This window comes from Stenotrophomonas sp. ATCM1_4 (assembly GCF_004348115.1).
Taxonomy (GTDB): Bacteria; Pseudomonadota; Gammaproteobacteria; order Xanthomonadales; family Xanthomonadaceae; genus Stenotrophomonas; species Stenotrophomonas capsici.
In genome coordinates, this window is sequence record NZ_QPFB01000001.1 from 2,488,118 (window position 1) to 2,513,848 (window position 25,731).

The 25,731-nt window shown below is 66.3% G+C and carries 19 protein-coding genes and 1 pseudogene; 8 read left to right on the forward strand and 12 right to left on the reverse strand.

What is annotated here, in order from left to right:
• Positions 1 to 7: 7 nt before the first annotated feature.
• The 5 genes from ATCM_RS11415 to gpmA all read right to left on the reverse strand — a co-directional run bounded on the left by ATCM_RS11415 (position 8) and on the right by gpmA (position 5,318).
• Positions 8 to 1,588: a serine hydrolase domain-containing protein gene (locus ATCM_RS11415; protein WP_165931171.1), complete on the reverse strand. Its 1,581-nt coding sequence runs from the start codon at positions 1,586 to 1,588 to the stop codon at positions 8 to 10.
• Between the two features lie 65 nt (positions 1,589 to 1,653).
• Complete coding sequence (locus ATCM_RS11420) at positions 1,654 to 2,457, reverse strand: AraC family transcriptional regulator (RefSeq protein ID WP_132864647.1); 804 nt, start codon at positions 2,455 to 2,457, stop codon at positions 1,654 to 1,656.
• Between the two features lie 163 nt (positions 2,458 to 2,620).
• Entirely contained in the window at positions 2,621 to 3,307 is a 687-nt protein-coding gene (locus ATCM_RS11425) for an alpha/beta hydrolase (protein WP_132864648.1), read from the reverse strand.
• 220 nt (positions 3,308 to 3,527) lie between these two features.
• Complete coding sequence (locus tag ATCM_RS11430) at positions 3,528 to 4,403, reverse strand: alpha/beta hydrolase-fold protein (RefSeq protein WP_243694095.1); 876 nt, start codon at positions 4,401 to 4,403, stop codon at positions 3,528 to 3,530.
• A 165-nt stretch (positions 4,404 to 4,568) separates the two neighbouring features.
• Complete coding sequence (gpmA, locus tag ATCM_RS11435; RefSeq protein ID WP_132864650.1) at positions 4,569 to 5,318, reverse strand: 2,3-diphosphoglycerate-dependent phosphoglycerate mutase; 750 nt, start codon at positions 5,316 to 5,318, stop codon at positions 4,569 to 4,571.
• Between the two features lie 98 nt (positions 5,319 to 5,416).
• On the opposite strand from gpmA, the gene nfi reads away from it, so the two are divergent.
• The 4 genes from nfi to ATCM_RS11455 all read left to right on the forward strand — a co-directional run bounded on the left by nfi (position 5,417) and on the right by ATCM_RS11455 (position 8,560).
• Entirely contained in the window at positions 5,417 to 6,073 is a 657-nt protein-coding gene (gene nfi, locus ATCM_RS11440) for a deoxyribonuclease V (RefSeq protein ID WP_132864651.1), read from the forward strand.
• Between the two features lie 120 nt (positions 6,074 to 6,193).
• Positions 6,194 to 7,057, forward strand: a complete 864-nt coding sequence (locus ATCM_RS11445; RefSeq protein ID WP_132864652.1) for a pirin family protein — start codon at positions 6,194 to 6,196, stop codon at positions 7,055 to 7,057.
• A gap of 86 nt (positions 7,058 to 7,143) precedes the next feature.
• Positions 7,144 to 7,863: an aquaporin Z gene (gene aqpZ / locus ATCM_RS11450; protein WP_132864653.1), complete on the forward strand. Its 720-nt coding sequence runs from the start codon at positions 7,144 to 7,146 to the stop codon at positions 7,861 to 7,863.
• Positions 7,864 to 8,095: 232 nt separating this feature from the next.
• The gene (locus ATCM_RS11455; protein WP_132864654.1) at positions 8,096 to 8,560 is read left to right on the forward strand and encodes a hypothetical protein; all 465 of its coding nucleotides are present in this window, start codon (positions 8,096 to 8,098) and stop codon (positions 8,558 to 8,560) included.
• A gap of 61 nt (positions 8,561 to 8,621) precedes the next feature.
• On the opposite strand, the gene ATCM_RS11460 is transcribed toward ATCM_RS11455, so the two are convergent.
• Positions 8,622 to 9,470 (reverse strand): pirin family protein, encoded by an 849-nt coding sequence (locus ATCM_RS11460; RefSeq protein ID WP_132864655.1) that lies wholly within the window; start codon positions 9,468 to 9,470, stop codon positions 8,622 to 8,624.
• Between the two features lie 236 nt (positions 9,471 to 9,706).
• On the opposite strand from ATCM_RS11460, the gene ATCM_RS11465 reads away from it, so the two are divergent.
• Together ATCM_RS11465 and ATCM_RS11470 are read left to right on the forward strand one after the other, a co-directional pair.
• Entirely contained in the window at positions 9,707 to 11,773 is a 2,067-nt protein-coding gene (locus ATCM_RS11465; RefSeq protein WP_132864656.1) for a carbon starvation CstA family protein, read from the forward strand.
• Positions 11,773 to 11,997: a CstA-like transporter-associated (seleno)protein gene (locus ATCM_RS11470; protein ID WP_132864657.1), complete on the forward strand. Its 225-nt coding sequence runs from the start codon at positions 11,773 to 11,775 to the stop codon at positions 11,995 to 11,997. The genes ATCM_RS11465 and ATCM_RS11470 overlap by 1 nt, the downstream gene beginning before the upstream one ends.
• 202 nt (positions 11,998 to 12,199) lie before the next feature.
• Here the strand turns inward: ATCM_RS11470 and ATCM_RS11475 are convergent, their stop codons facing one another.
• The 5 genes from ATCM_RS11475 to ATCM_RS11495 form a co-directional block, all read right to left on the reverse strand.
• A complete protein-coding gene (locus ATCM_RS11475; protein ID WP_132864658.1) occupies positions 12,200 to 13,450 on the reverse strand; it encodes a DUF819 family protein in 1,251 nt (416 codons plus the stop codon).
• Positions 13,451 to 13,656: 206 nt separating this feature from the next.
• Positions 13,657 to 14,910, reverse strand: coding sequence for a DUF819 family protein (locus ATCM_RS11480; protein ID WP_132864659.1), 1,254 nt, complete (start codon positions 14,908 to 14,910; stop codon positions 13,657 to 13,659).
• Positions 14,911 to 15,124: 214 nt separating this feature from the next.
• The gene (locus ATCM_RS11485) at positions 15,125 to 15,364 is read right to left on the reverse strand and encodes an SHOCT domain-containing protein (protein WP_132864660.1); all 240 of its coding nucleotides are present in this window, start codon (positions 15,362 to 15,364) and stop codon (positions 15,125 to 15,127) included.
• A 112-nt stretch (positions 15,365 to 15,476) separates the two neighbouring features.
• Positions 15,477 to 17,543, reverse strand: coding sequence for a S9 family peptidase (locus ATCM_RS11490; RefSeq protein ID WP_132864661.1), 2,067 nt, complete (start codon positions 17,541 to 17,543; stop codon positions 15,477 to 15,479).
• A gap of 348 nt (positions 17,544 to 17,891) precedes the next feature.
• Positions 17,892 to 19,859, reverse strand: a complete 1,968-nt coding sequence (locus tag ATCM_RS11495) for an oligopeptide transporter, OPT family (protein ID WP_132864662.1) — start codon at positions 19,857 to 19,859, stop codon at positions 17,892 to 17,894.
• Between the two features lie 210 nt (positions 19,860 to 20,069).
• Between ATCM_RS11495 and ATCM_RS11500 the strand changes: the two genes are divergently transcribed.
• Entirely contained in the window at positions 20,070 to 21,836 is a 1,767-nt protein-coding gene (locus ATCM_RS11500; protein WP_132864663.1) for an oligopeptide:H+ symporter, read from the forward strand.
• Between the two features lie 210 nt (positions 21,837 to 22,046).
• Here ATCM_RS11500 and ATCM_RS11505 read toward each other — a convergent pair whose 3' ends face one another.
• Positions 22,047 to 23,288: a carbohydrate porin gene (locus ATCM_RS11505; RefSeq protein ID WP_279432514.1), complete on the reverse strand. Its 1,242-nt coding sequence runs from the start codon at positions 23,286 to 23,288 to the stop codon at positions 22,047 to 22,049.
• An 875-nt stretch (positions 23,289 to 24,163) separates the two neighbouring features.
• On the opposite strand from ATCM_RS11505, the pseudogene ATCM_RS11510 reads away from it, so the two are divergent.
• Positions 24,164 to 25,229 (forward strand): annotated as a pseudogene (locus ATCM_RS11510) (IS3 family transposase).
• The last annotated feature ends 502 nt before the right edge of the window (positions 25,230 to 25,731 follow it).

Sequence of the window (25,731 nt, forward strand, 5' to 3'; positions counted from 1 at the left end):
GTCGCGCCTACGGGAGCACATCGGTGTGCATTGCCGGCGGCGGCGCCGGTTGCCTCATGTAACGCTCGCCGTCGTATTCGAAACCGTTGATCCGGCCTTGTCCGTCGCGCAGGAACTGCAGGGGCTCCGGTGCGTCCAACGGCCCGCCCTGCGCGCCAAACAGGTCCACGGTCGCCGGTTGCAGCTCACGCGCGAGCGCTCCCATCTGCAGGTGCAGGCCATGCCCCGTCTCGGTGACCGCCGCCTCCACCGGCAGGCGCTCGGCACGGAACCGTGCCGTGTACGCGGCACGCACCCCGGCGTCCGGCTGCCATACCCAGCCCTGCCAGCGCGCCTGTGCGCGTTCCTTGGCCTGGCGCGCCTGCAGCCCGTCCAACTGCTCGGCCACCCGCGTCGGGTAGACCTGCCGGCGTGTCCGCGCCCAGGTGTCCGCCTCCGGGTGGTCCACCAGGTACTGGAAGAACTGCACCACCGTGCGCGAGGTGAACCAGCCGGTGGCGTTGTCGGAATTGGAGAACACCCCGATGCCCACGCCCAGGTCCGGCGAGAACGCCATCATGCTGCGCGCACCGGTGTAGCTGCCGCCATGGATGTACAGCGTATGCCCCTCGAAGTCGCAGACGTTCCAGCCGAATGCATAGCCGTGGCAGGGAAGCTCATAGGCGTTGCGGGCCTTCGGGTCGACCTGCACGCCGATGGCATGTGCCCTGTCGACCACCCCGGGCGCGATTGAGGGTGGCAGCGTCCCGCCCAGCTGCAGCCGCAGCCAGCGGCCCAGGTCGCGCGGCGAGGTCATCACGCCGCCGGCCGAATGCATGATGGCGTCCGGTTTCGGCGCCACCACCTGCCATCCCCGCCCCTCCCCCAGCCATTGATGGTTGTAGGCCAACTGGGCGGAATCGAACACGGAGGTGCGCGCGGCGGTCTCACGCATTCCCAGCGGCGTGAACACCAGTTCCTGCAACCAGTCCTGCCAGTGCCTGCCGGTACGCTGGTACAGGAGGGCGGCGTAGATGTTGTAGCCCAGGTTGTCGTAGTCGAAGCCGGCCGGCCGCGCCGTCGCCAGCGTGGCAAGCAACTGCGGGTACAGCACAGGGTCCGGCGCGCCGATGTAGGCCTCCATCGTGGTGAGCGCATCGGCATGCAGCGGCACGCGGTGATTGAGCAGGTCGGCCAGGGTCCACGCCGCGGGATCCACGCCGTCGGGCAGGCGCAGCTGCGGCCAGTGATCGGCCAGGGTGCTGTCCAGGCGCAGCACGCCGCGTTGATCAAGCAGGTGTGCGAGCAAGCCCATGTACGACTTGGTCTGCGAGGCGACGTACATCGGCGTGTGCATCGTCAAGGGCGCGCCGGTCGCGGTGTTGCGCTGGCCGCGGGTGTAACCGAGCAGTTGCCGGTCACGATCCACCACCACGACCGCGTAGCCCGGCCCCAAGCCGGGGATGCCATCAAGGAAACCCTGCAGACGTCGCGACGCCTGCTCCGGTGTCGCCGCCGTAGCCGACAGCGCGGTCGCGGCGACAAGCAGCAGGCACAACTGGCAGCGATGGAGGAAGCGGCGGCGCATGGTGCGATTCCACGGGGACATGCGGCGATGCTGCAGCGGCGAAGGGGCCGGCGTATTGAACGGATCGAACCTGCGCGCCCTTCCAATCAAGCGCGCAACACCCTGGCCAGGCGTGCCGGCGTCAGGCCGCTGTACTGGCGCGCCACGCGGCTCAGGTGCGCCTGGTCGGCGAAGCCGGCCTGGCATGCCGCCGCTGACAGCGACTGGCCGGCCGCCAGCAGCGGCAGTGCACGCTGCAGTTGCGCGCGCAGCCTGAACGCCGAGGGCGCGCAGCCCATCCAGCGCGCGAATGCACGCGCGAAATACACCGGGTGCAACCCGTGTTCCTGCGCCAGCGCCGTCACCGGCACCGCTTCCTCGCCCAGGCGTTCGCACGCCAATGCCAGCCAGCGCGGCGGTGTTCCCGCTGGCCGTCGATCCACCTGGACCATCATCGCCAGCAGCTCCCACAGGCGTGCTTCCATCTCCTCTGCAGGAAGTCCTCCCCCTGTCAGCTGCGCCAACGTGGAGCCGCCCCGCGCCAGCATCGCCGGTGCCGCACGCTCGCGCCACTGCCAGCCCCCGTCAACGCCAAGCTCCCTCTCCAGATCGAACCGGCCCGGCAGATTGATGCCCAGGATCAACGCCCCGGACGGCCCGTAGTCATTGGCATGCACCTGCCCCGCGGGTTTCACGCCAACGGCCGATGTCGCCAGCCGCGCTTCGCGATGTGGCGTCTGCTCGCCCAGCGTTCCGACCAACAGCAGCGAGAGCTGATGGCACTCATGCACGTGCCGCGACATGCGCAGTCCGGGCGCATACCACCCCACCCGCGCGGACAGCCGTTCACCCACGAACAACGTACGGCTGGCGATGCCTGCCTGGGTTTGCGGTGATGGAAGCGACGGCATGGACGTGGGCAATCACCGCAGGGGTTCAAGCGCAGTCTAGTGACCGCATGCCGCGCCGCGCCTGCCATTGGTCGTGGTGCCAGGCACCCCGCCGACGGGCAGCGCCCGGCGCGCAGGCCATTGGCGCCGTGTCGCCGACGCCAGTGGCCGGGTGGCCGCGGGGTCACGCCTGCTGCGCGGCCTCATCGATCAGTGCCGCCACTTCCTGCGGATGCGACGCCAGCGATGCGTGGCTGGCCTCCAGGGTCAGCACGCGGCGCGGCTTGATGCGCTCGGACATCGCCCTCTGGTTCTCGGGGGCGATCATCCGGTCGCGGGTCGAAAGCTGGTACCAGCTCGGCTTGTGCCTCCACGCCGGGTCGGTGATGGCGTCACCGAAGGTGCTGGCCAACGGTGCCTTCTGGGTCACGCCCATCACGAAGCCCTCCTCCGGCGACAGGTCCTGGCAGAAGCTCTCGTGGAACTTGGCCGGGTTCAACCACAGGTAGCCATCGCTGTCCGGCGCAAGGTTCGGCGCGGCCTCGGGCAGGTGCTGCTGGGTGATGCCACCCGGGCTTTCACCGGCATCGGGGGCGAACGCGGCGATGAAGACCAGTGCCTTGACGTTGTCCAGGTTGCCCGCCTGGCTGATCACCGCCCCGCCATAGGAGTGCCCCACCAGCACGACCGGGCCCTGCACCTGCGCCACCATCTTGCGGGTGCGCTCGGCGTCGTCGGCCAATGAGGTCAACGGGTTCTCGACCGCACGGATGTCGGTGTAGCCGAGCCGCTTCAACTCCAGGATGACCTTGGCCCAATGGGCGGCACCGCCCCAGAACCCATGGACCAATACCACTGCCGGCTTGTTCATGACGTTGTTTCCTGCGCTGGGGAAAGAGACCCTGGTACCGCTGCGCGCTGCCAAGGCAGGCACGACAGTGACGGAGTGCGCAATCTTTCAGCCCGGCCGTAAATGGCCCGTGAGGAATCGGCGGGATAAACAAGAACCCGGCTTGCGCCGGGTTGCCGTGGCCATGCGCCCTGCGGCCGTGGCCTGCCCTGCCTGGCCGCCGCCGGTGGCGCCCCTGTCCTCAGGGGAGGGAGGCTGGCTGCGCCAGCAGGTACTCCAGCCCCTGCATGAATCCGCGCGGCGCAACGGTCAGGTGGTCCTCGTCGTTGAGTACCTCCAGCTGCAACTGCAGCGATGCATAGCGGCGCGATGCCAACACCTTCTGCATCCGTCGTGCATCCTCGACCATGTCCGCGTCGCCACCGTGCGTCCGTGCCTCACGCTCACCGACGTACATGTAGATCCGTGCCGGCAGGTCACGATGCGCTGCAGCGAAGCGGCTCTCCTGACGTTCCATCACGTGCCGGTCGTACCAGTACGACGGGCTGCCGAGGATGTAGCCGGCGAACAGTTGCGGACGCTCGAACAGAATCTGCGTGCCCAGCAAGGCGCCGTAGGAGTGGCCGAGGAACAACCTGCGTTGTTCGTCGGTGCGGTAGTGCTGTGCGATGAACGGCAGTACCTGGCTGTCCAGATAGCCCAGATAGGAAGCACCGCCACCGTGCACGCTATCGGCGGGCGTGCCGCTGGGGGCGTTGGGAGTGGGCGTGTAGTCGCGGCGACGGCTGGGCATGCCGCCCTCGCCCTTCGCGTAGGACAGGCCCACCAGGATGAAGTCCTCGATGCGCGGGCCTTCCACGTTCAGGCGACGTGCCATCTGCCGGATCAACGGAAAGGCGTAATCCGCATCGGTGACGTAGAGCACCGGATAGCGCCGGTCCGGATTGTCGGCGTAACCGGCCGGCAGGGCGACGAACACCTGGTAGACCCGGGCCGATACCGGGTCCGGCACATCCCACACTTCACTGCCGATGACTTCGTAGGGCTGGCCGCCACCACGTTGTGCGAGCTGTGCGGTTGCAGGTTGCGCCGGAACCACTGATGCGCCCTGTGCCAGCGCGCTCCCTGTCAGCAACAGGGCAAGACATCCTGCAATCACCTTTCGCTTCACGCTTCACTCCTGTGCATTTTCCGTGCCGGATCATGGCACAGGGCCAAGCACGGCCACAAAGCAGGACACCCGGCACGAGGCCGGGTGTCCTGGGGAAACGGGGGCGCCGGCTTACTTCGCCTTGCCCTGGTTGGCGACCGCTTCGGCCGCCTTCTTCGCCGCTTCCGGATCACCGAGGTAACGGAACGACTGCACGGTCAGGTCATCGTTCAATTCGAACAACAGCGGGATGCCGGTCGGGATGTTGAGCTCGAGGATTTCTTCCTTGCTCACGTTGTTGAGGTACTTGTACAGCGCGCGCAGCGAGTTGCCATGCGCGGTGACCAGCACGGTCTTGCCGTCCTTCAACTGCGGGGCGATCGCGTCGTGCCAGTACGGCAGCACGCGGTCCAGCGTGGTGGCCAGCGATTCGGTGGCCGGCAGCGCGTTGCGGTCCAGGCCAGCGTAGCGGCGGTCATGGATCGGATGGCCCGGGTCTTCCAGGTCCATCGGCGGCGGCGGGATATCGTAGGAACGGCGCCACACCTTGACCTGCTCCTCGCCGTGCTTGGCGGCGGTCTCGGCTTTGTCCAGGCCCTGCAGGCCACCGTAGTGGCGCTCGTTCAGGCGCCAGGACTTGTTGACCGGCAGCCAGTCCTGGCCCATCTCGGCCAGTGCGCCCTGCAGGGTGTGGATGGCGCGCTTGAGCACCGAGGTGTGGGCGACATCGAACTGCAGGCCCTCTTCCTTCATCAGGCGACCGGCGGCGGCGGCCTCGCTGCGGCCCTGCTCGGTGAGATCCACGTCCACCCAACCGGTGAAACGATTGTCGAGGTTCCACTGGCTCTGGCCATGGCGCAACAGCACGAGTTTGCGGGTCACTGCGGATATCTCCGGGTTGGGGAAGGAAGGCCGTCGATTGTAGCCCGTCCCCCTGACCCCCGCCCCGTTGCGGGGCGGGAAGTGGCAGGCTTGGGGGCATGGACACTTCAACGCCCGCACCCGACTACGCGCGCCTGCGCCAGCAGCAACGCGATCTGGCGGCACAGGTCGAACTGGTCGATGCCGTCCAGGGCCTGCCTGGTCGCATCGCCGGCGTGGACACCGGCTTCGAGGAAGGCGGCAGCATCACCCGCTCGGCGGCGGTCCTGCTCGACGGCCAATCCCTGCAGCCCCTGCATTCGGCGCTGGCGCGTCGCCCGACCGCCCTGCCCTATATCCCCGGCCTGCTCAGCTTCCGTGAGCTGCCGGCTGCGTTGGAGGCGTTGGCGCAACTGCCCGCGCCGCCGGCACTGGTGATGGTGGACGGGCACGGCATCGCCCACCCGCGCGGGTTGGGCATCGCCGCGCACCTGGGCGTACTCACCGGCCTGCCCAGCATCGGCATCGGCAAGAGCCGCCTGGTCGGCGACTACGAGGAGCCGGGCCCGCAGCGCGGCGACCATTCGCCGCTGTTGTTCAAGGGCCGGCAGGTGGGGTGGGTGCTACGCAGCAAGCCGCGTTGCAAACCGCTGTTCGTCTCGCCCGGCCACCGGGTATCGGTGGCGCAATGCCTGCCGCTGGTAGTGGCCTGCCTGGCCGGCTACCGGTTGCCGGAGCCGACACGGCTGGCGGACCGCTTGGCATCGCGGCGGTAGCGGGCCTGGTCAAGGCGTGCCGCCGCCCCCGTGCAAAACAATCCGTTGCCGCACTGGTCACGACAGCCTCGCGCCGGGCATGCCATCCTCGCCCCCTCGGTCCACAGCCAAGGAGCAGCCATGACCACGATCATCAGCCCGCGCGTCCACGACCTGGGCGGCTTCCAGGTGCGTCGCGCCGTCCCCAGCCTGCAGGCGCGCAGCGTGGGGCCGTTCGTGTTCGTGGACCACATGGGGCCGGCGATCTTCACCCCCGGCGAAGGCATCGACGTCCGCCCGCACCCGCACATCGGCCTGGCCACGGTCACCTTCCTGTGGGCCGGCCAGATCGGGCACCGCGACACCCTGGGATCGGAGCAGGTCATCCGCCCGGGTGACGTCAACTGGATGACCGCCGGGCGTGGCATCGCCCACTCCGAGCGCACCCCGCTGGCCGCGCGCGAACACGAACAGGCCGTACATGGCATGCAGACCTGGGTGGCGCTGCCCAGGAGCCACGAGGAAACCGACCCGGCCTTCTTCCACTTCGCCGCCGACCAGCTCCCGCAGCAGCGCCGTGACGGCGCCCTGCTGCGTGTCATCGCCGGGCGCGCCTACGGCGAGGAATCGCCGGTGAAGGTGTTCACCGACACCTTGAACGTCGCCATCGACCTGCAGCCCGGCGCCGAGGTGGACCTGGACACCTCGCATGTGCAGCGCGCGCTCTACATCCTGGAAGGCGACGCCCAGCTGGACGGCACCGACATCCCCGCCCGGCACCTGGTCATCCCCGAGGCCAACGCGCGTGGCCGGCTGCGCGCCAAGACCCCGGTCAAGGCCATGCTGATGGGCGGCGAGCCGCTCGACGGCCCGCGCCACCTGTGGTGGAACTTCGTCTCCAGCTCCAAGGAACGCATCGAGCAGGCCAAGGACGACTGGAGCAATGGCCGCTTCGGCACCATCCCCGGCGACGACAAGGAGTTCATCCCGCTGCCGGCCCACTAGGCCGGATTAACGAATTCGATACGCAGCAACCAAATTACTTCCGTTATTTTCTGTACGCCCGTTACGGGTCTATCTTGGGGAACATCATGAGCATGGGTAAACGACTGGCAGCCGAATTCCTCGGCACCTTCTGGCTGGTCCTGGGCGGCTGCGGCAGCGCCGTGCTGGCCGCCAATTTCGGCGGTGACGGCAATCCGCTGGGGATCGGCTTCGTCGGCGTCGCACTGGCCTTCGGCCTCACCGTACTGACCGGCGCCTATGCGTTCGGCCATGTTTCCGGCGCGCACTTCAACCCGGCGGTGAGCATCGGCCTGTGGGCCGGCGGGCGCTTCTCCGGCAAGGACCTGCTGCCCTACATCGTGGCCCAGGTGCTCGGCGGCATCGTCGCGGCCTTCATCCTGCTGCAGATCGCCCAGGGCAACCCGAGCTTCGTGATCGATGGCAGCCAGGCCGGCGCGTTCGCCAGCAATGGCTACGGCGCGCTGTCGCCGGGCGGCTACACCGTCGCGGCCGCCTTCCTGTGCGAAGTGGTGCTGACCGCGGTGTTCCTGGTGGTGATCATGGGCGCCACCCATGGCCGTGCGCCGGCGGGCTTCGCCCCGATCGCCATTGGCCTGGCCCTGACCCTGATCCACCTGATCAGCATCCCGGTCACCAACACCTCGGTGAACCCGGCCCGCTCCACCGCGGTGGCGGTGTTTGCCGGCTCCGGCGCGCTGAGCCAGCTGTGGCTGTTCTGGGTCGCCCCGATCCTGGGCGCCCTGATCGGCGGCCTGGCCTACAAGTGGATCGGCAGCGACAAGTAAGCCGCCCTTCCCGCACCACCCGACAAAACGGCCCCGCATGGGGCCGTTTCTTTTGTAACCAACCATCCTTTGCATACGGTGGCACTTCTGTAATACCGTCGGTACCAGCCGCCGAACATGAAGGGAACATGAAGGGCGAAGGGGATCAACGCCCACGGCCGGCAACGCTTTCAACTCTGTCCAAACAACCATCGTCGGCGCCGTCCGGCCGATGTTTCATGGGGAATGTGAAGTGAAGACCGCCTGTTTCGTTTCCGCAGCACTGCTGCTCGCCGCCAGCGCCACCGCCGCCGCGCAAAGCACCGCGCAATGCCCTTCCCTGCCCTCGGACAGTGGCCTGCACTGGGAACAGCAGGCGCAGACCGACTTCATCGTCTGCAAGGCCACCACCGAAGACGGCCGTCCGGTGCTCAACATGATGCTGACCCCGCGTGATCCGGACATGCTGCTCAACCGCTCGTTGCGCGCGGAGAAGGGCAGCTTCGCCGGCGAGAGCCTGCATTGGTACAAGCTGGACATGGGCGGCCGCGACCTGCCGGGGCTGGAGTCGCGCCGCATCACCGTGGTCAAGCTGGACAAGAACCGCTACGCGCAGATCTGGATCGATGCGGCCGATACCGGCGAACTGGGCAACCTGCAGGCACTCACGCAGACGTTGAACCTCAACCCGTCGACACTGGCCGGCGGCGACCACTGAGGCCGCCTCCCGGCGATGACCGCGGGCACCGGCAAGGCCGGCGTCCGCGGCGCTGTCCGCTTCAGAACTTGCCGTCCTGGTAATCGGCGAAGGCCTGCATCAGCTCCTCGCGGGTGCTCATCACGAACGGGCCATACCGGGCCACCGGCTCGCGCAGTGGCTTGCCCGCCACCAGGATCAGGCGCGCGCCCTGGCTGCCACCTTCGACGCTGAGCTGGCGGCCGCCGCCCAGCACCGCCAGGGTCTGCGTGGCAACCGGCTGGCGCTGCGCGCCGTCGCCGAACAACGCCTGCCCTTCGAACACGTAGGCGAACACATTGTGTCCCTCCGGCAACGGGACGGACCAGCGCGCTCCGGCAGCCAGCTCGATGTCCAGGTACAGCGGCTCGGTGGCCGGCTGCCGGATCGGCCCGGTCACCTCGCCCACCTGCCCGGCGATGACCTTCAGGGTGACGCCTTCGGCCGGCGTGGCCTGCGGAATGCGATCCGGGGCGAACTCCTGGTAGGCCGGGGCCACCATCTTCTCGCGCGCCGGAAGGTTCACCCACAACTGGAAGCCACGCATCCGCCCCGATTCCTGCTCGGGCATCTCCGAGTGCACGACACCGCGGCCGGCGGTCATCCACTGCACGCTGCCGGAGGTCAGCAGGCCTTCGTTGCCATGGTTGTCGCGGTGGCGCATGCGGCCATCCAGCATGTAGGTGACCGTCTCGAAGCCACGGTGCGGATGGGAGGGAAAGCCGGCCAGGTAGTCTTCCGCACGGTCCGTGCCGAACTCGTCGAGCATCAGGAACGGGTCCAGGTCCGGCAGGTCCTGCGTGCCGATCACCCGGGTCAGGCGCACGCCCGCACCGTCGGAGGTGGGCATGCCCCGCAGGGCGCGCAGTACACGGGCATTGTCATCGCTCATGGGAAACCTCCTTGCAGAAGATCCGACAATGGCGGCCAGGCCCGCAGCCGCCAACAGCCAGCACTGCAACCGATTGTTCCAGATCGGCGACGGCAGCAGGCAAGCGACCCGCGCAGTCAGTTTCGGGCCGGACATTTCCCTAAGACCAAAGTCGAATCCGCTTCACCTGCCGTACACATTGACCCCCGGCGTGCATGGGTAGACCCTTGGATCCATTACCCCTGCGAGGCGACTCGATGAAAGGTTTCTCCAAAGCCGGATGGGCAGTGCTGTCCCTGATCGGTGCTTTCTGTCTGGGCGTCGTGGCGCTACGTCGCGGCGAACACATCAATGCCCTGTGGATCGTGGTCGCGGCGGTCTCGCTGTATCTGGTCGCCTTCCGCTACTACGGCCTTTTCATCGCCAACAAGGTGCTGGGGGTTGATCCCACCCGCGCCACGCCCGCCATCCTCAACAACGATGGCCTGGACTACGTGCCCACCAACAAGCACGTGCTGTTCGGCCACCACTTCGCCGCCATCGCCGGCGCCGGCCCGCTGGTCGGCCCGGTGCTGGCCGCGCAGATGGGCTACCTGCCCGGCACGCTGTGGCTGATCGCCGGCGTGGTGCTGGCCGGCGCGGTGCAGGACTTCATGATCCTGTTCATCTCCAGCCGCCGGAACGGCCGCTCGCTGGGCGACCTGGTGCGCGAGGAAATGGGCCAGGTGCCCGGCACCATCGCGCTGTTCGGCGTCTTCATGATCATGATCATCATCCTGGCGGTGCTGGCGATGATCGTGGTGAAGGCATTGGAGGGCAGCCCATGGGGCATGTTCACCGTCATCGCGACGATGCCCATCGCCATCCTGATGGGCGTGTACATGCGCTACATCCGCCCCGGCAAGATCGGCGAGATCTCGGTGGTCGGCCTGGTGCTGCTGCTGGCCGCGATCTGGTACGGCGGCAAGGTCGCCGCCGACCCGGTGATGGGCCCGATGTTCACCTTCACCGGCGTGCAGATCACCTGGATGCTGATCGGCTACGGCTTCGTCGCCGCGGTGCTGCCGGTGTGGCTGCTGCTGGCCCCGCGCGACTACCTGTCCACCTTCCTCAAGATCGGCACCATCGTCGGCCTGGCGATCGGCATCCTGATCGTCATGCCGGAGCTGAAGATGCCGGCGCTGACCCAGTTCACCGACGGCACCGGCCCGGTGTGGAAGGGCAGCATGTTCCCGTTCCTGTTCATCACCATCGCCTGTGGTGCGGTGTCCGGCTTCCATGCGCTGATCAGCTCGGGCACCACGCCCAAGCTGCTGGCCAATGAAGGCCACGCCGCCTACATCGGTTACGGCGGCATGCTGATGGAATCGTTCGTGGCCATCATGGCCATGGTCGCCGCCTCGATCATCGAGCCGGGCATCTACTTCGCGATGAACAGCCCGGCCGCCATCATCGGCACCGACGTCGTGCACGCCGCGCAGGTGGTATCCAACTGGGGCTTCACCATCACCCCGGAGCAGCTGACCAGCACCGCCGCGGAAATTGGCGAGCACTCCATCCTGTCGCGCGCCGGCGGCGCACCGACGCTGGCCGTGGGCATCGCGCAGATCCTGCACGCAGTCTTGCCGGGCGACGGCATGATGGCGTTCTGGTACCACTTCGCCATCCTGTTCGAAGCGCTGTTCATCCTGACCGCGGTCGATGCCGGTACCCGTTCGGGCCGCTTCATGCTGCAGGACCTGCTGGGCAACTTCGTGCCGGCCCTGCGCCGCACCGACTCGTGGGTGGCCAGCTTCATCGCCACCGGTGGCTGCGTGGCGCTGTGGGGCTACTTCCTGTACCAGGGCGTGACCGATCCGCTGGGCGGCATCAACATGCTGTGGCCGCTGTTCGGCATCGCCAACCAGATGCTGGCCGGCGTGGCGCTGCTGCTGTGCACCGTAGTGCTGTTCAAGATGAAGAAGGGCAAGTACGCCTGGGTGCCGCTGCTGCCGGCCATCTGGCTGCTGATCTGCACCGTGGCTGCCGGCTTCATCAAGATCTTCTCCAACGAGCCGGCGGTGGGCTTCATGGCCCAGGCACACAAGTACCGTGATGCCATCGCCGCCGGCAACCTGCTGCCGCCGTCGAAGAACTTCGACCAGATGCAGCAGGTGATGGTGAACAACTACATCAATGCCGGCCTGACCGCGCTGTTCCTGTTCGTGGTGTTCGCGGTGCTGGTGTACTCGATCAAAACCATCCGCCAGGCCCGTCGTTCGCCGGTGCGCACCGACCACGAAACGCCGTACGTGGCACTGAAGCCGCACGAGGTGGACCTGTAATGGGCACCGAGCTGGTCCCCGTCGGCCAGTACCAGACGTTCCGCCGCACCTGGCGGCGTCTGGTACAGACCGCACGCCTGTGCTGCGGGGTACCGGATTACGACAACTACGTCCGGCACATGCAGGAGAAGCATCCCGACCGCGAGGTCATGGATTACAAGACCTTCTTCCGCGAGCGCCAGGAGGCCCGGTTCGGTGGCAAGCGGGGTTTCCGCTGTTGTTGAACGAATGATGTTGGAGCAATGAAAAAGGCGGAGCCCATGGGCTCCGCCTTTTTCGTGGGAGCGGCCTTGGCCGCGAAGCCGCTGGACGGTCAGATTGCCGCTGTTCCGGCCGCTGCGAGGTTCCCTGCCTCGCGACCGAGGTCGTTCCTACCGCGCGACCTCTTGCCGGTGGCGCCGAATCCTGCCCCCGCTCCAGTGCCGATCAGGCGCCGGCCATCCACTTGAGCATCAGGCCGGTCATATACGCGATGACCGTGCCGGTCGCGTAGCCCACGGTGCCCAGCAGCACGCCCACCGGTGCCAGGGTCGGGTGGAACGCCGCAGCGACCACCGGGGCCGATGCCGCTGCACCGATGTTGCCCTGCGAGCCAATGGCGAAGAAGAACAACGGCGTGCGCAGCAGGCGGCCGACCAGGTACAGCAGGCCGATGTGCACGCCCATCCAGATCACGCCCAGCAGGAACAGCCACGGACGGTCGACCAGCGACAACAGGTCCATCTGCATGCCGATGCAGGCGATCAGGAAGTACAGGAACAGGGTGCCGATCTTCGAGGCGCCCGCCGCTTCCAGGTTGCGGGCCCGGGTGAAGCTCAGGCCCAGGCCGATCAAGGTCGACAGCATCACCACCCAGACGAAGGCCGAGTTCAACGAGGCCTTGCTGGCCCAGCTGACGTTCTCGCCGAACCACGTGGCCAGCGGCGTAGCCAGGGCATGCGCCAGACCGACCACGCCCAGGCCGACACCGACGATCACCATCAGGTCGGTCAGGCTCGGATTGCGCGCGCTCCTGGCTTCGTATTCGGCGATGCGCCGCTTCATGTCATCGATGGCCGAGGTATCGGCACCGGTACGCGCATCGATGGCCTGCGAACGGCCGGCCAGCCACAACAGGATCGCCATCCACAGGCTGGCGCAGGCCACATCGACCACGGCGAACTGGCCGAAGGTGGTGGCATCGACGTTGAAGGTCTCGCGCATGGCGGCCATGTTGGCGCCGCCGCCGATCCAGCTGCCGGCCAGTGCGGCCATGCCGGCCCAGGTGTCACCGGCCACGGTTTCCGGGTGGATCAGCTTCATGACCTGGAACGACACCGCCGCACCGAGCACGATGCCGACGGTGCCGGTGACGAACATGACCAACAGCTTCGGCCCGAGGCGGATGATGCCCTTCAGGTCGATGGACAGGGTCAGCAACACCAGCGCGGCCGGCAGCAGCACGTCACGGGCAATGGGGTTGTAGAGCTTGGTGCCATGGCCGTCGATCAGGCCGACGGTGTTGTAGATGGCCGGGATGAAGTAGCACAGCAGCAGTGCCGGCACCCAGGTGAATACCTTCCGCCAGAAGGCGGTGGGCCCGCTGGCCAACCAGAAGATCAATGCCAGCGTGGCGGCGATCAGGCCAAGGCCGACGATGTCATTGGTGATGATGGCGGTGGAGCTTTCGGTCGGCATATGTCCGGTTCCTGTCGATCGAATGAGAATAAAAACGCCACGTTGGGAACGTGGCGTGGGAGCGTGGAGCCTAGCATGGGGCAACTGCTGAATGCGCACTCGGCAGCAGTGGCCCCCGCCGCGAAGCAGCCGTTATCCCGGCTATCGCATGAGTGATATCGGGGAGTCCATCTGCTTCGCGGGCGAGCCCGCTCCTGCGAATGTGGTCAGCCTGCGCCGGCCATGGCGCGCAGGGCGATGCCCACCGCATAGGCGGCACCGGTGCCGACCGCATAGCCCAGCGTGCCGAGCAGCACGCCCACCGGCGCCAGTGCCGGGTGGAACGCCGAGGCCAGCACCGGCGCCGAGGCCGGGCCACCGATGTTGCTCTGCGAGGCGATCGCGAAATAGAAGAACGGCACGCGCAGCAGCTTGCCCACCCCCCACAGCAGCACGATGTGCACCCCGATCCAGATCACGCCCAGCGCGAACAGCCAGGGCTTCTCCAGCAGCGCCAGCAGGTCCATCTGCATGCCGATGCAGGCGATCAGGAAGTACAGGAACATCGACCCCCATTTGGACGCGCCCACGCCTTCCAGTTCGCGGGCCCGGGTGAAGCTCAAGCCCAGGCCGATGAACGTGGCCAGCAGCACCACCCAGACGAACGGCTTGTCCAGGCTCACCGAGGCCGACCATGCAAAGGTGGCACCGAACCAACCCGACAGCGGGCCGGCCAAGGCATGTGCGATGGCCACCGTGCCGAAGGCCACGCCCGCCATCACCATCAGGTCACCCAGGGCCGGGATGCGCGCGTGCTGGGCCTGGTAGTTGGCCACGCGGTCACGCAGGTCATCCAGGGCAGTCGTATCGGCGCCACTGTGCTTGTCCAGCGCCGGGGCCCGTGCGGCGAAGAAGATCAGCACCGCCATCCACACGTACCCCACGCCGACATCCACCACCGCGAACTGGCCGAAGGTGGTCGCATCGACCTCGAAGATCTCCTTCATCGCCAGCATGTTGGCGCCACCACCGATCCAGCTGCCGGCCAACGCCGCCATGCCGCCCCAGGTGCCACCGGCAACGGTGTCCGGATGCACCCAGGACATCACCTGGAAGGCCACCAGCGCGCCGAGCATGATGCTCAACACCGCCGCCACGTACATGGCCAGCATCTTCCAGCCCAGGCCGAGGATGCCCTTCAGGTCGATGGACAGGGTCAGCAGCACCAGCGCCGCCGGCAGGAACACATCGCGGGCGATGGGGTTGTAGAGCTTGGTGGTTTCGCCGTCGATCAGCCCGAAGGTGTTGTAGACCCCGGGAATGAAGTAGCACAGCAACAGCGCCGGCACGAAACTGTAGAACTTCCTGAGCAGGCGGTTGCTGCTGCCGGACGTCCAGAAAATCACCCCCAGCGTGGCGGCGATCAGGCCGAACACGATGATGTCGTTGCTGATGAGCGCACCGGTTGCGGCTGCCGTCATCGTCTATCCCCTTTGTCACATGAGCGCGGGCAAGCCCCCTGCCCGAATGAGAAAACCTGCAGCGGGACCGCTCCGGTCAGGAAGACAGGGATTGCGCAGGACCAACCACCACGGCGACTCCCTCGCCCCTGCCCAGCCCCTCCGGGCGGGCAGGACACTACTTCCGCTTCACCGCCAGGCTGGCGGCATTCCCCCCACACGCTCCACCGCGCGGCTAAACGCCCTGCACGATGGTCGCACGCTGGCGCGCATGCTCGGCCTCGCTGGTCAGGCCTTCGGCCTTGAGCGCGTCGAGTTGCCGCAGGCGCTCGGCCACCGATGGCAGCGCTGCCGCGGGTGTTGCGGTGCCCCTTGCCGAGCGTGTCACCCACCAGATCACCACGCCGAGCAGGCCGACGCCTCCTCCCAGGAACACCAACAGGACCAACAGATGCCAGATGCTGAAAGAACCCACGTTCCGCGTCTCCCTGGAAAACCGATGGCAAGCGACCGGAAGGCTAGCGCAACGCGGCACATGACATCAAAACGAAAGGGCGCGCCAACGGCGCGCCCTTTCCTGCGACGGATTACTGGCCGATGTGCTGCTTGAGCCAGTCATTGACGGTGTCGTGCCACTTGACGCTGTTGTGCGGCTTGAGCACCCAGTGGTTCTCGTCCGGGAAGTACAGGAACTTGGACTCGATTCCCTGACGCTGCAACGCGGTGAACGTGGCCAGGCCCTGCTCGACCGGGATGCGGTAGTCCAGCTGGCCCTGCACCACCAGCATCGGCTTTTTCCAGTTGGCGACGTGGTTGACCGGGTTGAACTTCTCGTAGTTCTGCGGGACGTCGTACGGCGTGCCGCCCTGCTCCCACTCGGTGAACCACAGTTCTTCGGTGGCATAGCCCATGGCACGCTGGTCGAACACGCCGTCGTGGTTGACCAGGCACTTCCACGGCTCGTTCCAGTTGCCGGCGATCCAGTTGACCATGAAGCCGCCGTAGCTGGCGCCCAGTGCGCAGGCCTTGTCGCCGTTGAGGAAGCTGTACTGCTGCTGCGCGGCGGCCCAGCCCTTCTGCAGGTCTTCCAGCGGGCGGTCGCCCCAGTGCTGGCTGATCGCATCGGTGAAGGCCTGGCCGTAGCCGGTGGAGCCGTGGAAGTCGATCATCACCACCGCGTAGCCCTGGCCGGCGTAGGTCTGCGGGTTCCAGCGGTTGCTCCAGCCATTGCCGAAGCTGCCCTGCGGGCCACCATGGATCAGGAACGCCACCGGGTACTTCTTGCCTTCCTGGTAGTCGTGCGGCTTGACCACGTAGCCGTGCACGGTTTCGTTGTTCCAGCCCTTGAACGAGAACTGCTCGAAGTCACCGAAGTTCACGTCCGGCAGCATCTCGCCCGCACTCTGGGTGATCGCACGCTGCGGCGCGCCGGCAGCGGTGGTGCTGGTGAACACCTGGTCGCCGCTCTTGAGCGAGTTGCGGCTGAAGGCCAGCGTGTCGCCGGCGATGTCGAAGGCCGAGATGCTGCCCTCGCCCACCACCTTGCTGACCGCGCCATCGGCGACCTTCACCGCGAACAGCGGGTGTTCACCCATGTCCTGCGCGGTGGTGTAGACGGTGCCGCCATCGGCCGACAGGGTGATGCCATCAGCCGAACGGTCCCACTGCGGGGCGATCTCGCGGGCCTTGCCACTGGCCAGGTCCAGCGCCATCAGGCCGAAGCGGTCGGCTTCGAAGCCCGGGCGCTTCATGGCGCGGTAGAACAGGGTCTTGCCGTCGGCGCTGAACACCGGGCCGGCATCCCACGCCGGGTTGGCGGCGGTCAGGTTGACCGGGGCGGCCTTGCCGGTGGCGTCGAGCTTGTACAGGTCGAAGTTGGTCGACCACGGCTCCTGGTTGCCCTGCACGCGGATGCTGGCCACCACCGAGGTGCCATCCGGCGACCAGACGAAATCGTCATTGCCACCGAACGGCTTGGACGGCGCATCGCCGGCCAGGGTCGCGCTGATCGCCGAGGCGCCCTTCACCGCGGCAGCGCCAGCGGCCGGCAGCGGCGCGACGAACAGCGTGTTGCGACGGCCATCGGCCCAGGTGTCCCAGTGGCGCACGAACATGCTGTCGTAGATCTGCGCGCTGCTCTTGTCGGCCTTGGCGGCATCCAGCCGCTTGCTGGTGCAGGTCAGGTCCGAACCGCAGTCCTGGAACACGCCGGCGCTGAACAGCACGCGGTCGTCCTGCGGCGAAATGCGGTAGCTGTGCACGTCCAGCGCGAAGTCGGTCAGCTGGCGCGGCGTGCCCCCGGCCAGCGGCATCACGTACAACTGCTGGCTGCCGTTACTGGCACTCAGGAAGTACACGCTCTGGCCGTCGGCGGAGATGGATGCCGAGTTCACGTTCCAGCCTTCCGGCGACAGGCGCTTGGGCGGGGCCAGGTCACGGGTGCGCAGGTCGCGGATCCACAGGCTGCTGCTGCCCTTCAGGTCGGCGTCGACCACGCGCTTGGCGAACACCACCTGGGCCCCGTTGCCGGCAAGCAGCGGCGCCGATACGCGGTCCAGCTTGACCATGTCGCGGACTTCAAAACCGCGCGCACTGGCCAGCGAAGGCAAGGCGGCGAGCAGGCACAGGGGCAGCAAGGCGTGACGAAGCTTCATGGGCATCTCCCGGGAAACGGCAAAACACGGATGGTAGGCGGCGCACGGACCCCGATGCAAAGGCATGAAGTCATGCCCGTGAAACAGCCGCAAACGGCAAAGCCGCCCTTGGGCGGCTTTGCGTTGGCTTGGCCCCGCCAGGCGTCTGCGTGAGCCCCGCTACCGCGTGAGCCCTGGCCTCTGCGTGAGCCCCTCTCCTGCGAAGCGGGAGAGGGGTTGGGGCGAGGGCGCCTTGGCTTTGCGCCAGGAGCTACGGCCAGATCACCCCCCAAGCGCCCCCATCCGCCCTTCGGGCACCTTCCCCCGCAAGCGGGGGAAGGGACAAAGTCACAGCAGGGTTGGTCTGCCTCAGGCCTTCGCCGCCTGCTCACCCTTCTTGCCGACCCGGTACAGCAGCAGGCCGACCAGGAACAGCACCACCAGGCCCGCCCAGGCCGAAGCCGAGGCCCAGGTATCGGCGAAGCTGCCCAGGTTCACCGCCAGCACGTCGCCACGGCCGCTGACCACGATCGGGATGGCGATGGCGATGCCCATCAGCGCCTCACCGGTGATCAGGCCGGCGGCGAACAACACGCCCGGGCGATGCACGCGGTCACGGCCTTCCTCGTCGTCCGGCTTGATCTTGTGGAAGCGTTCGACCAGGTAGGCCAGCAGGCCGCCCAGGAAGATCGGCACCATCAGCTCCAGCGGCAGGTAGATGCCGATGGCGGCGGCCAGCACCGGCACGCGGAAGCGCTTGCCGGTCTTCTTCAGCCATTCGTCGATGGCGATGATCACCGCGCCGACGCCGGCGCCCAGCGCGATCATCATCCACGGCAGCTCGCCGCCGAACAGGCCACGCGCCACCGAGGCCATCAGGTTGGCCTGCGGGGCGGCCAGCGCGTTCGGATGTTCGGCCGTCGGAGCACCGATGCCGTAGGCATGCGCCAGCAGGTTCAGCACCGGGGCCATGATCAGGGCACAGGAGAACGCACCGATGCCCAGCATCAGCTGCTGCTTCCACGGGGTCGCGCCGACCAGGTAGCCGGCCTTGAGGTCCTGCAGGTTGTCACCGCCGACCGCGGCCGCGCAGCACACCACCGCGCCGATCATGATCGCCGCCACCGGGCCCAGCGCCGAGTCACGGCCCATCAGCAGCACCAGCACCGCCGAAGCAAACAGGATGGTGGAGATGGTGATGCCCGAGACCGGGTTGTTCGACGAACCGATCAGGCCGGCCAGGTAGGCCGACACCGATACGAACAGGAAGCCGGCCACGATCATGATCAGGGTCATCGGGATCGAGACATGCCACTGGCCGACGATGGCCTGGTACAGGCCCAGCAGCGGCAGGGTGAAGGCGACCAGCGCGATCAGCATCCACTTCATCGGCAGGTCACGCTCGGTCTCGGCCACCTGCACCGCACCGGCACTCTTGCGGGCCGCGGCGAAACCGCTCTTGATGCCCTTGACCAGCGACTTGCGCAGCGAGAACAGGGTCCACACGCCGCCGATCAGCATCGCGCCGACGCCGAGGTAACGGATCTTGGCGCCCCAGATGGCGAACGCGGCATCGGCCGAGGAGGCCGTGGCGATCTGCCCCGCCAGGCCCGGGTCGGTGTTCATGAAGAACGCCTGGTACAGCGGAATGGCGATGTGCCAGGACAGGATCGAGCCGGACACCACCACGATGCCGACGTTCAGGCCGACGATGTAGCCCACGCCCAGCAGCGCCGGCGACAGGTTGGTGCCGATGAAAGCGGTGATCTTGGAGCTGCCGACGTAGGCCGACTGCGCCCAGGCGTCCGGGAAGATGCGCAGGCCCGAGGCGGCGGCCAGCTTGACCAGGCCACCGATGGCGGCCGACAGGCCCAGGATCTTCATGCCCGGGCCGGGGTTCTCACCGGCCTTGAGCACTTCGGCCGCAGCCTTGCCCTCCGGGAACGGCAGCGGGTCCTCGACGATCATCGAACGGCGCAGCGGCACCGAGAACAGCACGCCCAGCAGGCCACCCAGGCCGGCGATGCCCAGCACCCACCAGTACTTGAAGTCCGGCCAGTAGCCCATGATGACCAGCGCCGGGATGGTGAAGATCACGCCGGCGGCGATCGACGAGCCGGCCGAGGCGCCGGTCTGGACGATGTTGTTTTCAAGGATGGTGCCGCCACCGAGCAGCCGCAGCACGCCCATCGAGACGACGGCGGCGGGGATGGCGGTGGCGATGGTCAGGCCTGCGAACAGACCCAGGTAGGCATTGGCGGCGGACAGGATCACCGCCAGCACGACGGCGAGCAGCACCGCGCGGAAGGTGAGCTGCCGAGGCGCAGCGTTATTCATGGAAAGCCCTTGGATGGCAAAAAACCGCTGCCACGCTAACGCCCGCTTAACGTCAAGTCCAGACGCAACGCGCCATCCGGTGGCAATGGGCAAAGCCTGTCCCCGGATCCGGCCTGCCCGGCCGCCGCATCCGGCAAGGTCCCGGGACAGGCCGGCAACGGCCGCCAAAGCGCGCCTATACTCGCCGGCTTCCTCCTTCCAGCACCGCCAATGTCCACCCGCCAATCCCTGTCCCGGGCCGGCAGCGACGACTTCCTGGGCCACCCCAAGGGCGTCTATGTCTGCTTCTTCACCGAAATGTGGGAGCGCTTTTCCTTCTATGGCATGAAGGCGCTGCTGTTGCTGTACCTGACCAAGTACCACCTGTTCGGCGACAAGGCCGGCCTGGACCTGCTGGGCGCCTACGGCGGTCTGGTCTACTGCATCCCGGTGTTCGGCGGGCTGCTGGCCGACCGCTGGCTGGGCATGCGCAAGGCGGTGGTGTTCGGCGGCATCCTGCTGGTGCTGGGCCATGCCGGCATGGCCTTCGAGGGCCAGCAGGCCCACCACGTCGGCGGCCAGGTGGTGCGCGACGAGGCCGCGCTGGGGGTGACCTACCTGTCGCTGGCGCTGATCATCATGGGGGTGGGCTTCCTGAAGCCGAACATCTCCACCATCGTCGGCAAGCTGTACCCGGAGAACGACCCGCGCCGTGATTCGGGCTTCTCGCTGTTCTATGCCGGCATCAACCTGGGGGCACTGTTCGCCTCGCTGGTGTGCGGCTTCCTGGGCGAGGCCTATGGCTGGAAGTACGGCTTCGGTGCGGCCGGCATCGGCATGCTGGTGGGCCTGGCGATGTTCCTGTGGGGCCAGAAGTACCTGCACGGCCACGCCGAACCGCCGCAGCCGGCGACCCTCCGCCAGCGCGTGCTCGGCATCCGTCGCGAGTGGCTGATCTACGTGCTGGCGGTGCTGGCGGTGGTGCCGGTGGCGGCGTTGATGTGGGCCGCGGCCAACGGTGCGTTCGCGCTTGGTGGCGAAATCAGCCTGGCGCTGATGCTGATGATCGTGGTGCTCGGCGGCGTGCTGCTGTGGTTTGCCTGGTTCACCGGCACCCAATGCACGCCGGTGCAACGCCAGCAGATGATCGCGCTGATGGTGCTGATCTTCATGGCGCTGGTGTTCTTCACCCTGTATGAGCAGACCTACGGCTCATGGGTCACCTTCACCGACCGTCTGCTGACCAAGGACCTGGTGCCGGCACTGGTGATCCGCGACGGCACGCCGCTGCCATGGTCGATCGTGTCGCTGCTGCTGGCGCCGCTGGGCTTCGTGGTGGCCGCACGGCTGTCCGACCGCGACCCGGATTCCAATGCGCCACGCGTGCTGTTCGCACTGATCGTCGCCGCGATGCTGGTGATGCTGGTACGCGACTGCCTGGTGCTGCCGCAGACGGCCGGTTCACTGACCTACCTGGGCGCGTTGTTCCTGGTGCTGCTGGCGCCGCTGTTCGCGGCGTTGTGGGCATGGCTGGACAAGCGCCGGCTGGACCCCTCCAAGCCGGTGAAGTCCTCGTTCGGGCTGGTGTTCGGCGCGTTGTCGTTCGTGCCGCTGGCGCTGGCCGCCCAGCAGGTGGGCGCAACCGGGCAGATGGCCAGCGTGTGGTGGCTGGTGCTGGCCTACTTCGTGCTGGAAGTTGGCGAGATGTGCCTGTCGCCGGTGGGCCTGTCGGCGGTCACCCAGTTGGCGATGCCACGGGTGATGAGCCTGATGATGGGGACCTGGTTCCTGGCCACGGCGTTCTCCGAGACGCTGGCGGCCCTGTTCGGCAAGCTGGCGGCCATCGACGTGCCCGAAGGCGAGGTGATGAACATCGCCGAGGCTGCCGCGCGCTACGAACATCTGTTCTGGCTGCTGATGTGGATTGGCCTGGGCTGTGCGGTCGCCGCCCTGCTGGCCTCGCCCTTGCTCAAGCGGATGATGCACGGCGTACGCTGAGCTACGCAGGAGTGGGTTCGGTCATGAAGCCGATACCGCTTTGGGCAAAGCCAACGACAACCCCTCCCCAACCCTCCCCTTGCCTACGGCAAAGGGAGGGAGCGGTCCGTTGCACCTGACACGGCAGGCGCGGCCTCGGCTACGAAGCCGATACCGCTTCGGGTAAAGCCACCTGCCTGCGAAGGAAGCACACGGCGCCCGCACCCGTCATCAGAACGACGTCTGCACCTTGACGCCCGCCACGAACGCGCCGTCCACTTCCGTCACACCACCGGGGTGGCGCACGTACTGCAGGTTCGGGCGAATCGTCAGCCACGGCGCGACATGCACGCCGTAATACACCTCGGCGTTGTATTCGGCGTCCTGCAGCGGCTGATACAACGGATCGAGGTAATCCTCGACACCGTTCACCGCGTTCAACAACATCTGCCGACGACGCACCTCTGCATTGATATGGATCCGTGCCACGCCGATGCCCAGGTCATCCTGCGGACGGGCATCGAAGGGGCCGGCATAGACCAGGCCGACCTGCTGGTAGTTGTCCACCACATTGGTCGCCTTGTCATGCGCGGTGTAGGTGGCGAACACCCTCAGCCCACGCGTGGCATCGCCGCCACGGGCCGTGAGCTGCTGCTGCACCTCCACCCATGCGCCGTGCTTGCGGTCATGCGACCGGAACGGATTTCCCGTCACCGCCTGGGGCAACCCGTCCACGTCCTTGAAGACGTCATCGGCCCGCGCGGTGCTGTAGTAGTAGCCCAGCCGGTACTCGCCCGGCAGCGCCGCGGTCCCCAGCCGGGGGTGCCAGACCAGTTCGATGGGGACCAGCGTTCCGGCGCGCCCCTCCGTGCTGAAGGTGAAACCGCGTCGGCGGTCGAGGACCGAGGGATTCTGTTCATAGGCGCCCACCTGCACGAACCAATCCGGCGCGAAGCTGTAACGGACACGGGCCGCCCATTGGCTGACCGGCCAGTTGTACCAGATGCTCCCCGCCCAGTTGCCCACCTGCGAACCGCAGAAGGCCAGGTTCTGGAAGTCGCAGGGAAAGCTGTTGAAGTCCTCGCCTGGGCCAAAGCGCCCGAGCTTCACATCCAGAGCACCATCAAAGTAGGCCTGCTGGTACCAGAGCTGGGTAAGCCGCCAGGTCTGCCCTCGCCCCCAGATCTCCTGCATCGAACTGAGCTGCCCGGCACGCGGGTCGGCGATGCGCGCATTGGACAGATTCTCGCCGCTCCGCTCGGTGACGGTCACCTGCAACTGCGCCGTCTTCCAGCCGAACACCTTTTCCAGATCCAGATGCATGCCCAGCGCGAACTGGTCGCTGTAGCGCCCCACCTGGTCGTCGTTGTAGCCACCGTCAAGGTTGGTCGCCACCTCGCCGACATAATCGAGGTTGAAGTCGATACCGCGCGCCTGGAGCTCCGTGCGCTTGCCGCCCCAATCACCCAGCATCCACTTCGAATCAGACGCGAAGGCATCGGCCGCATGCGCCGAGCCGCACAAGGCCATTGAACACAACAAAAACGCGCCGCCCGCTGCAAGCGTTGGCGAACGGAGAGTGGGGACTTTGATCACGTGGCGACCTCCTCGGGTGGTTCTTGCCTCCGCGCATGGCGCGGCCCTCTCCAAGCCCCGCCTTACGGGCATAAGGATGCATGGAGACATGCATTGCTCTGTGAAATACGGCAAGGCAGCGGCCCGCGGCGTTACGCCCGGGGGCGAATCCGCGAAACCCGCGCACCAGGAACCCTTCCGTCCCGGCGGCACGGGTTGGCCGCGCAGCGATGTTAGGTTCGTGCCCACCGCGCACACGCGCGCCCTTGCAGGACGCATCGTTACGCTGGCCAATCCACCACTCGCGACATGCGGCACCCACGCGCGTGCGCCTCACTTTCCTGCAGGAACATCGTCGCCAAGCCTCGTTGAATCAATGGCATGCGAAATCAGATGCGGACAATCAGTGTCTGCCGGACAGCGGAAATGATCACCGCGCCCTTTTTAGGACATGCAGCGTTTCACCCTGTTCATTGCGCTGACATATCCGCGGCACACAGCACGCACCACCCACGACCTACAAGGCAGGATGACAGGAAGAACGATGCAACCGGCATGGAATCCGGGAACTCCGACCTACCAGCGCCTGGATGGCAGCGATCAACTGCCCGATTTTCGGCGCGCACTGTCTCCCTATCGCTGTGGACACCGGACACAATCGCAGGCCATGCCGCCGCCAACGGTCGCTGCCATCCGGTCAATTCGCCGACGCGCCCCGATTTTGAGTAGCGTGGTGATTTGTAGTTCAATCCCCAACGAGACGGAGATTGGAAATGAAGAAGCACTTTTCCGAAGAACAGATCATCAGCTTCCAGCGTGAGGCAGAGGCCGGCGTGGCGGTGAAAGAGGTGTGCCACCGACACGGGTTTAGTGAGGCGTCCTACTACCTGTGGCGCGGCAAGTTCAGCGGCATGAGCGTGCCGGAGGCCAAGCGGCTCAAGGATCTAGAGGCGGAGAATGCCCGACTGAAGAAGCTGCTATCCGAGCAGTTGTTGGAGAACGACGTCATCAAGGACGCTCTACGGAACAAGTGGTGAGTGCGCCGGCACACAGGACGCTGGTGCGGCATTTGATGGAGCACGGGCTCACGGAGAGGCGGGCACTGGCCGTGGTACGGATGAGCGCCAGCGCACTGCGCTATGCCCCGCGCCCCGATCGCAACATCGAACTTCGCGAGCGGCCCCTGCCGCTGGCACAGCGACACAAGTGCTACGGCGTGGGGATGATCTACCTGATGCTGCGGCAAGAACAGTGGCCGGTGAATTACAAGCGGGTGGAACGCTTGTATCAGGACGCCAAGTTGCAGGTGCGTCGGCGCAAGCGGAAGAGAGTGCTGCTGGGCGAGCGCCAACCGTTACTGCGGCCGGAGGCGGCCAATCAGGTCCAGTCAATGGACTTCGTGTTCGATCGCACCGCCGAGGGTCGTGTAATCAAGGCGCTGACTATCGTCGAAGATGCCACGCATGAGGCGGTAGCGATTAAGGTAAAGCGGGCGATCTCCGCCTATGGCGTGGCGCGGGTGCTGGACCGGCTCGCACTGACCCGAGGCCTGCCGCAAGTGATCCGGACCGACAACGGCAAGAAGTTCTGCGGCAAGGCAATGGTGGCGTAGGCCTACGAGCGAGGCGTGCAGTTGCGCTTGATCCCGCTAGGAAGGCCCAACCAGAACGCCTACATCGAGAGTTCCAACGGCCGCTTACCCGACGAATGCCTCAACGAGCACTGGTTTCCAACACTGCTGCACACACGTACCGAAATCGAAATCTGGCGACGGGAATACAACGAGGAGCGACCGAAGAGATCTTGGGAGGTCTGACACCGGCCGCTTATGCCCAATAACTCGCGGCCAAAGCCGCCACGATTAAATCTGGACTCTCTAAAGCCCCCCGTTACTGAAATCGGGAAGGGGACGCCGCATGTAATTCCAGGTGACCCATCACCCATTAACACCTGAAACCCAAAAGCTGAAAGCATTAACCACCTCAACAACAAGCACAGAAAAGCAGCGAAAGAGTTGAACCTTCGAAAAATCGAACTCTTTCCACCTATCTTTAAACGCGATGTCGATGGCGCCGCCTGCCTCCTGCCTTCCTGGAAACACACGTCATTCCCGACGCAAAATTTTCTAGAAAATAACGCATCGTCAGTTACAAAAGCCGATTGGCCTACCCTTATTTGTGCAATCTATTGGACTGCGAATGACATACCCCTTGGACCTCATGCAATTGTCGATATCAACCCTTCGCTCCATCACCTGCCGAACCGTCATTCCTGGATATTGAGCAGCGCCATCGAGATTACCTTCATTGTAATTTATGACACCACAATCAAACGCATCCTT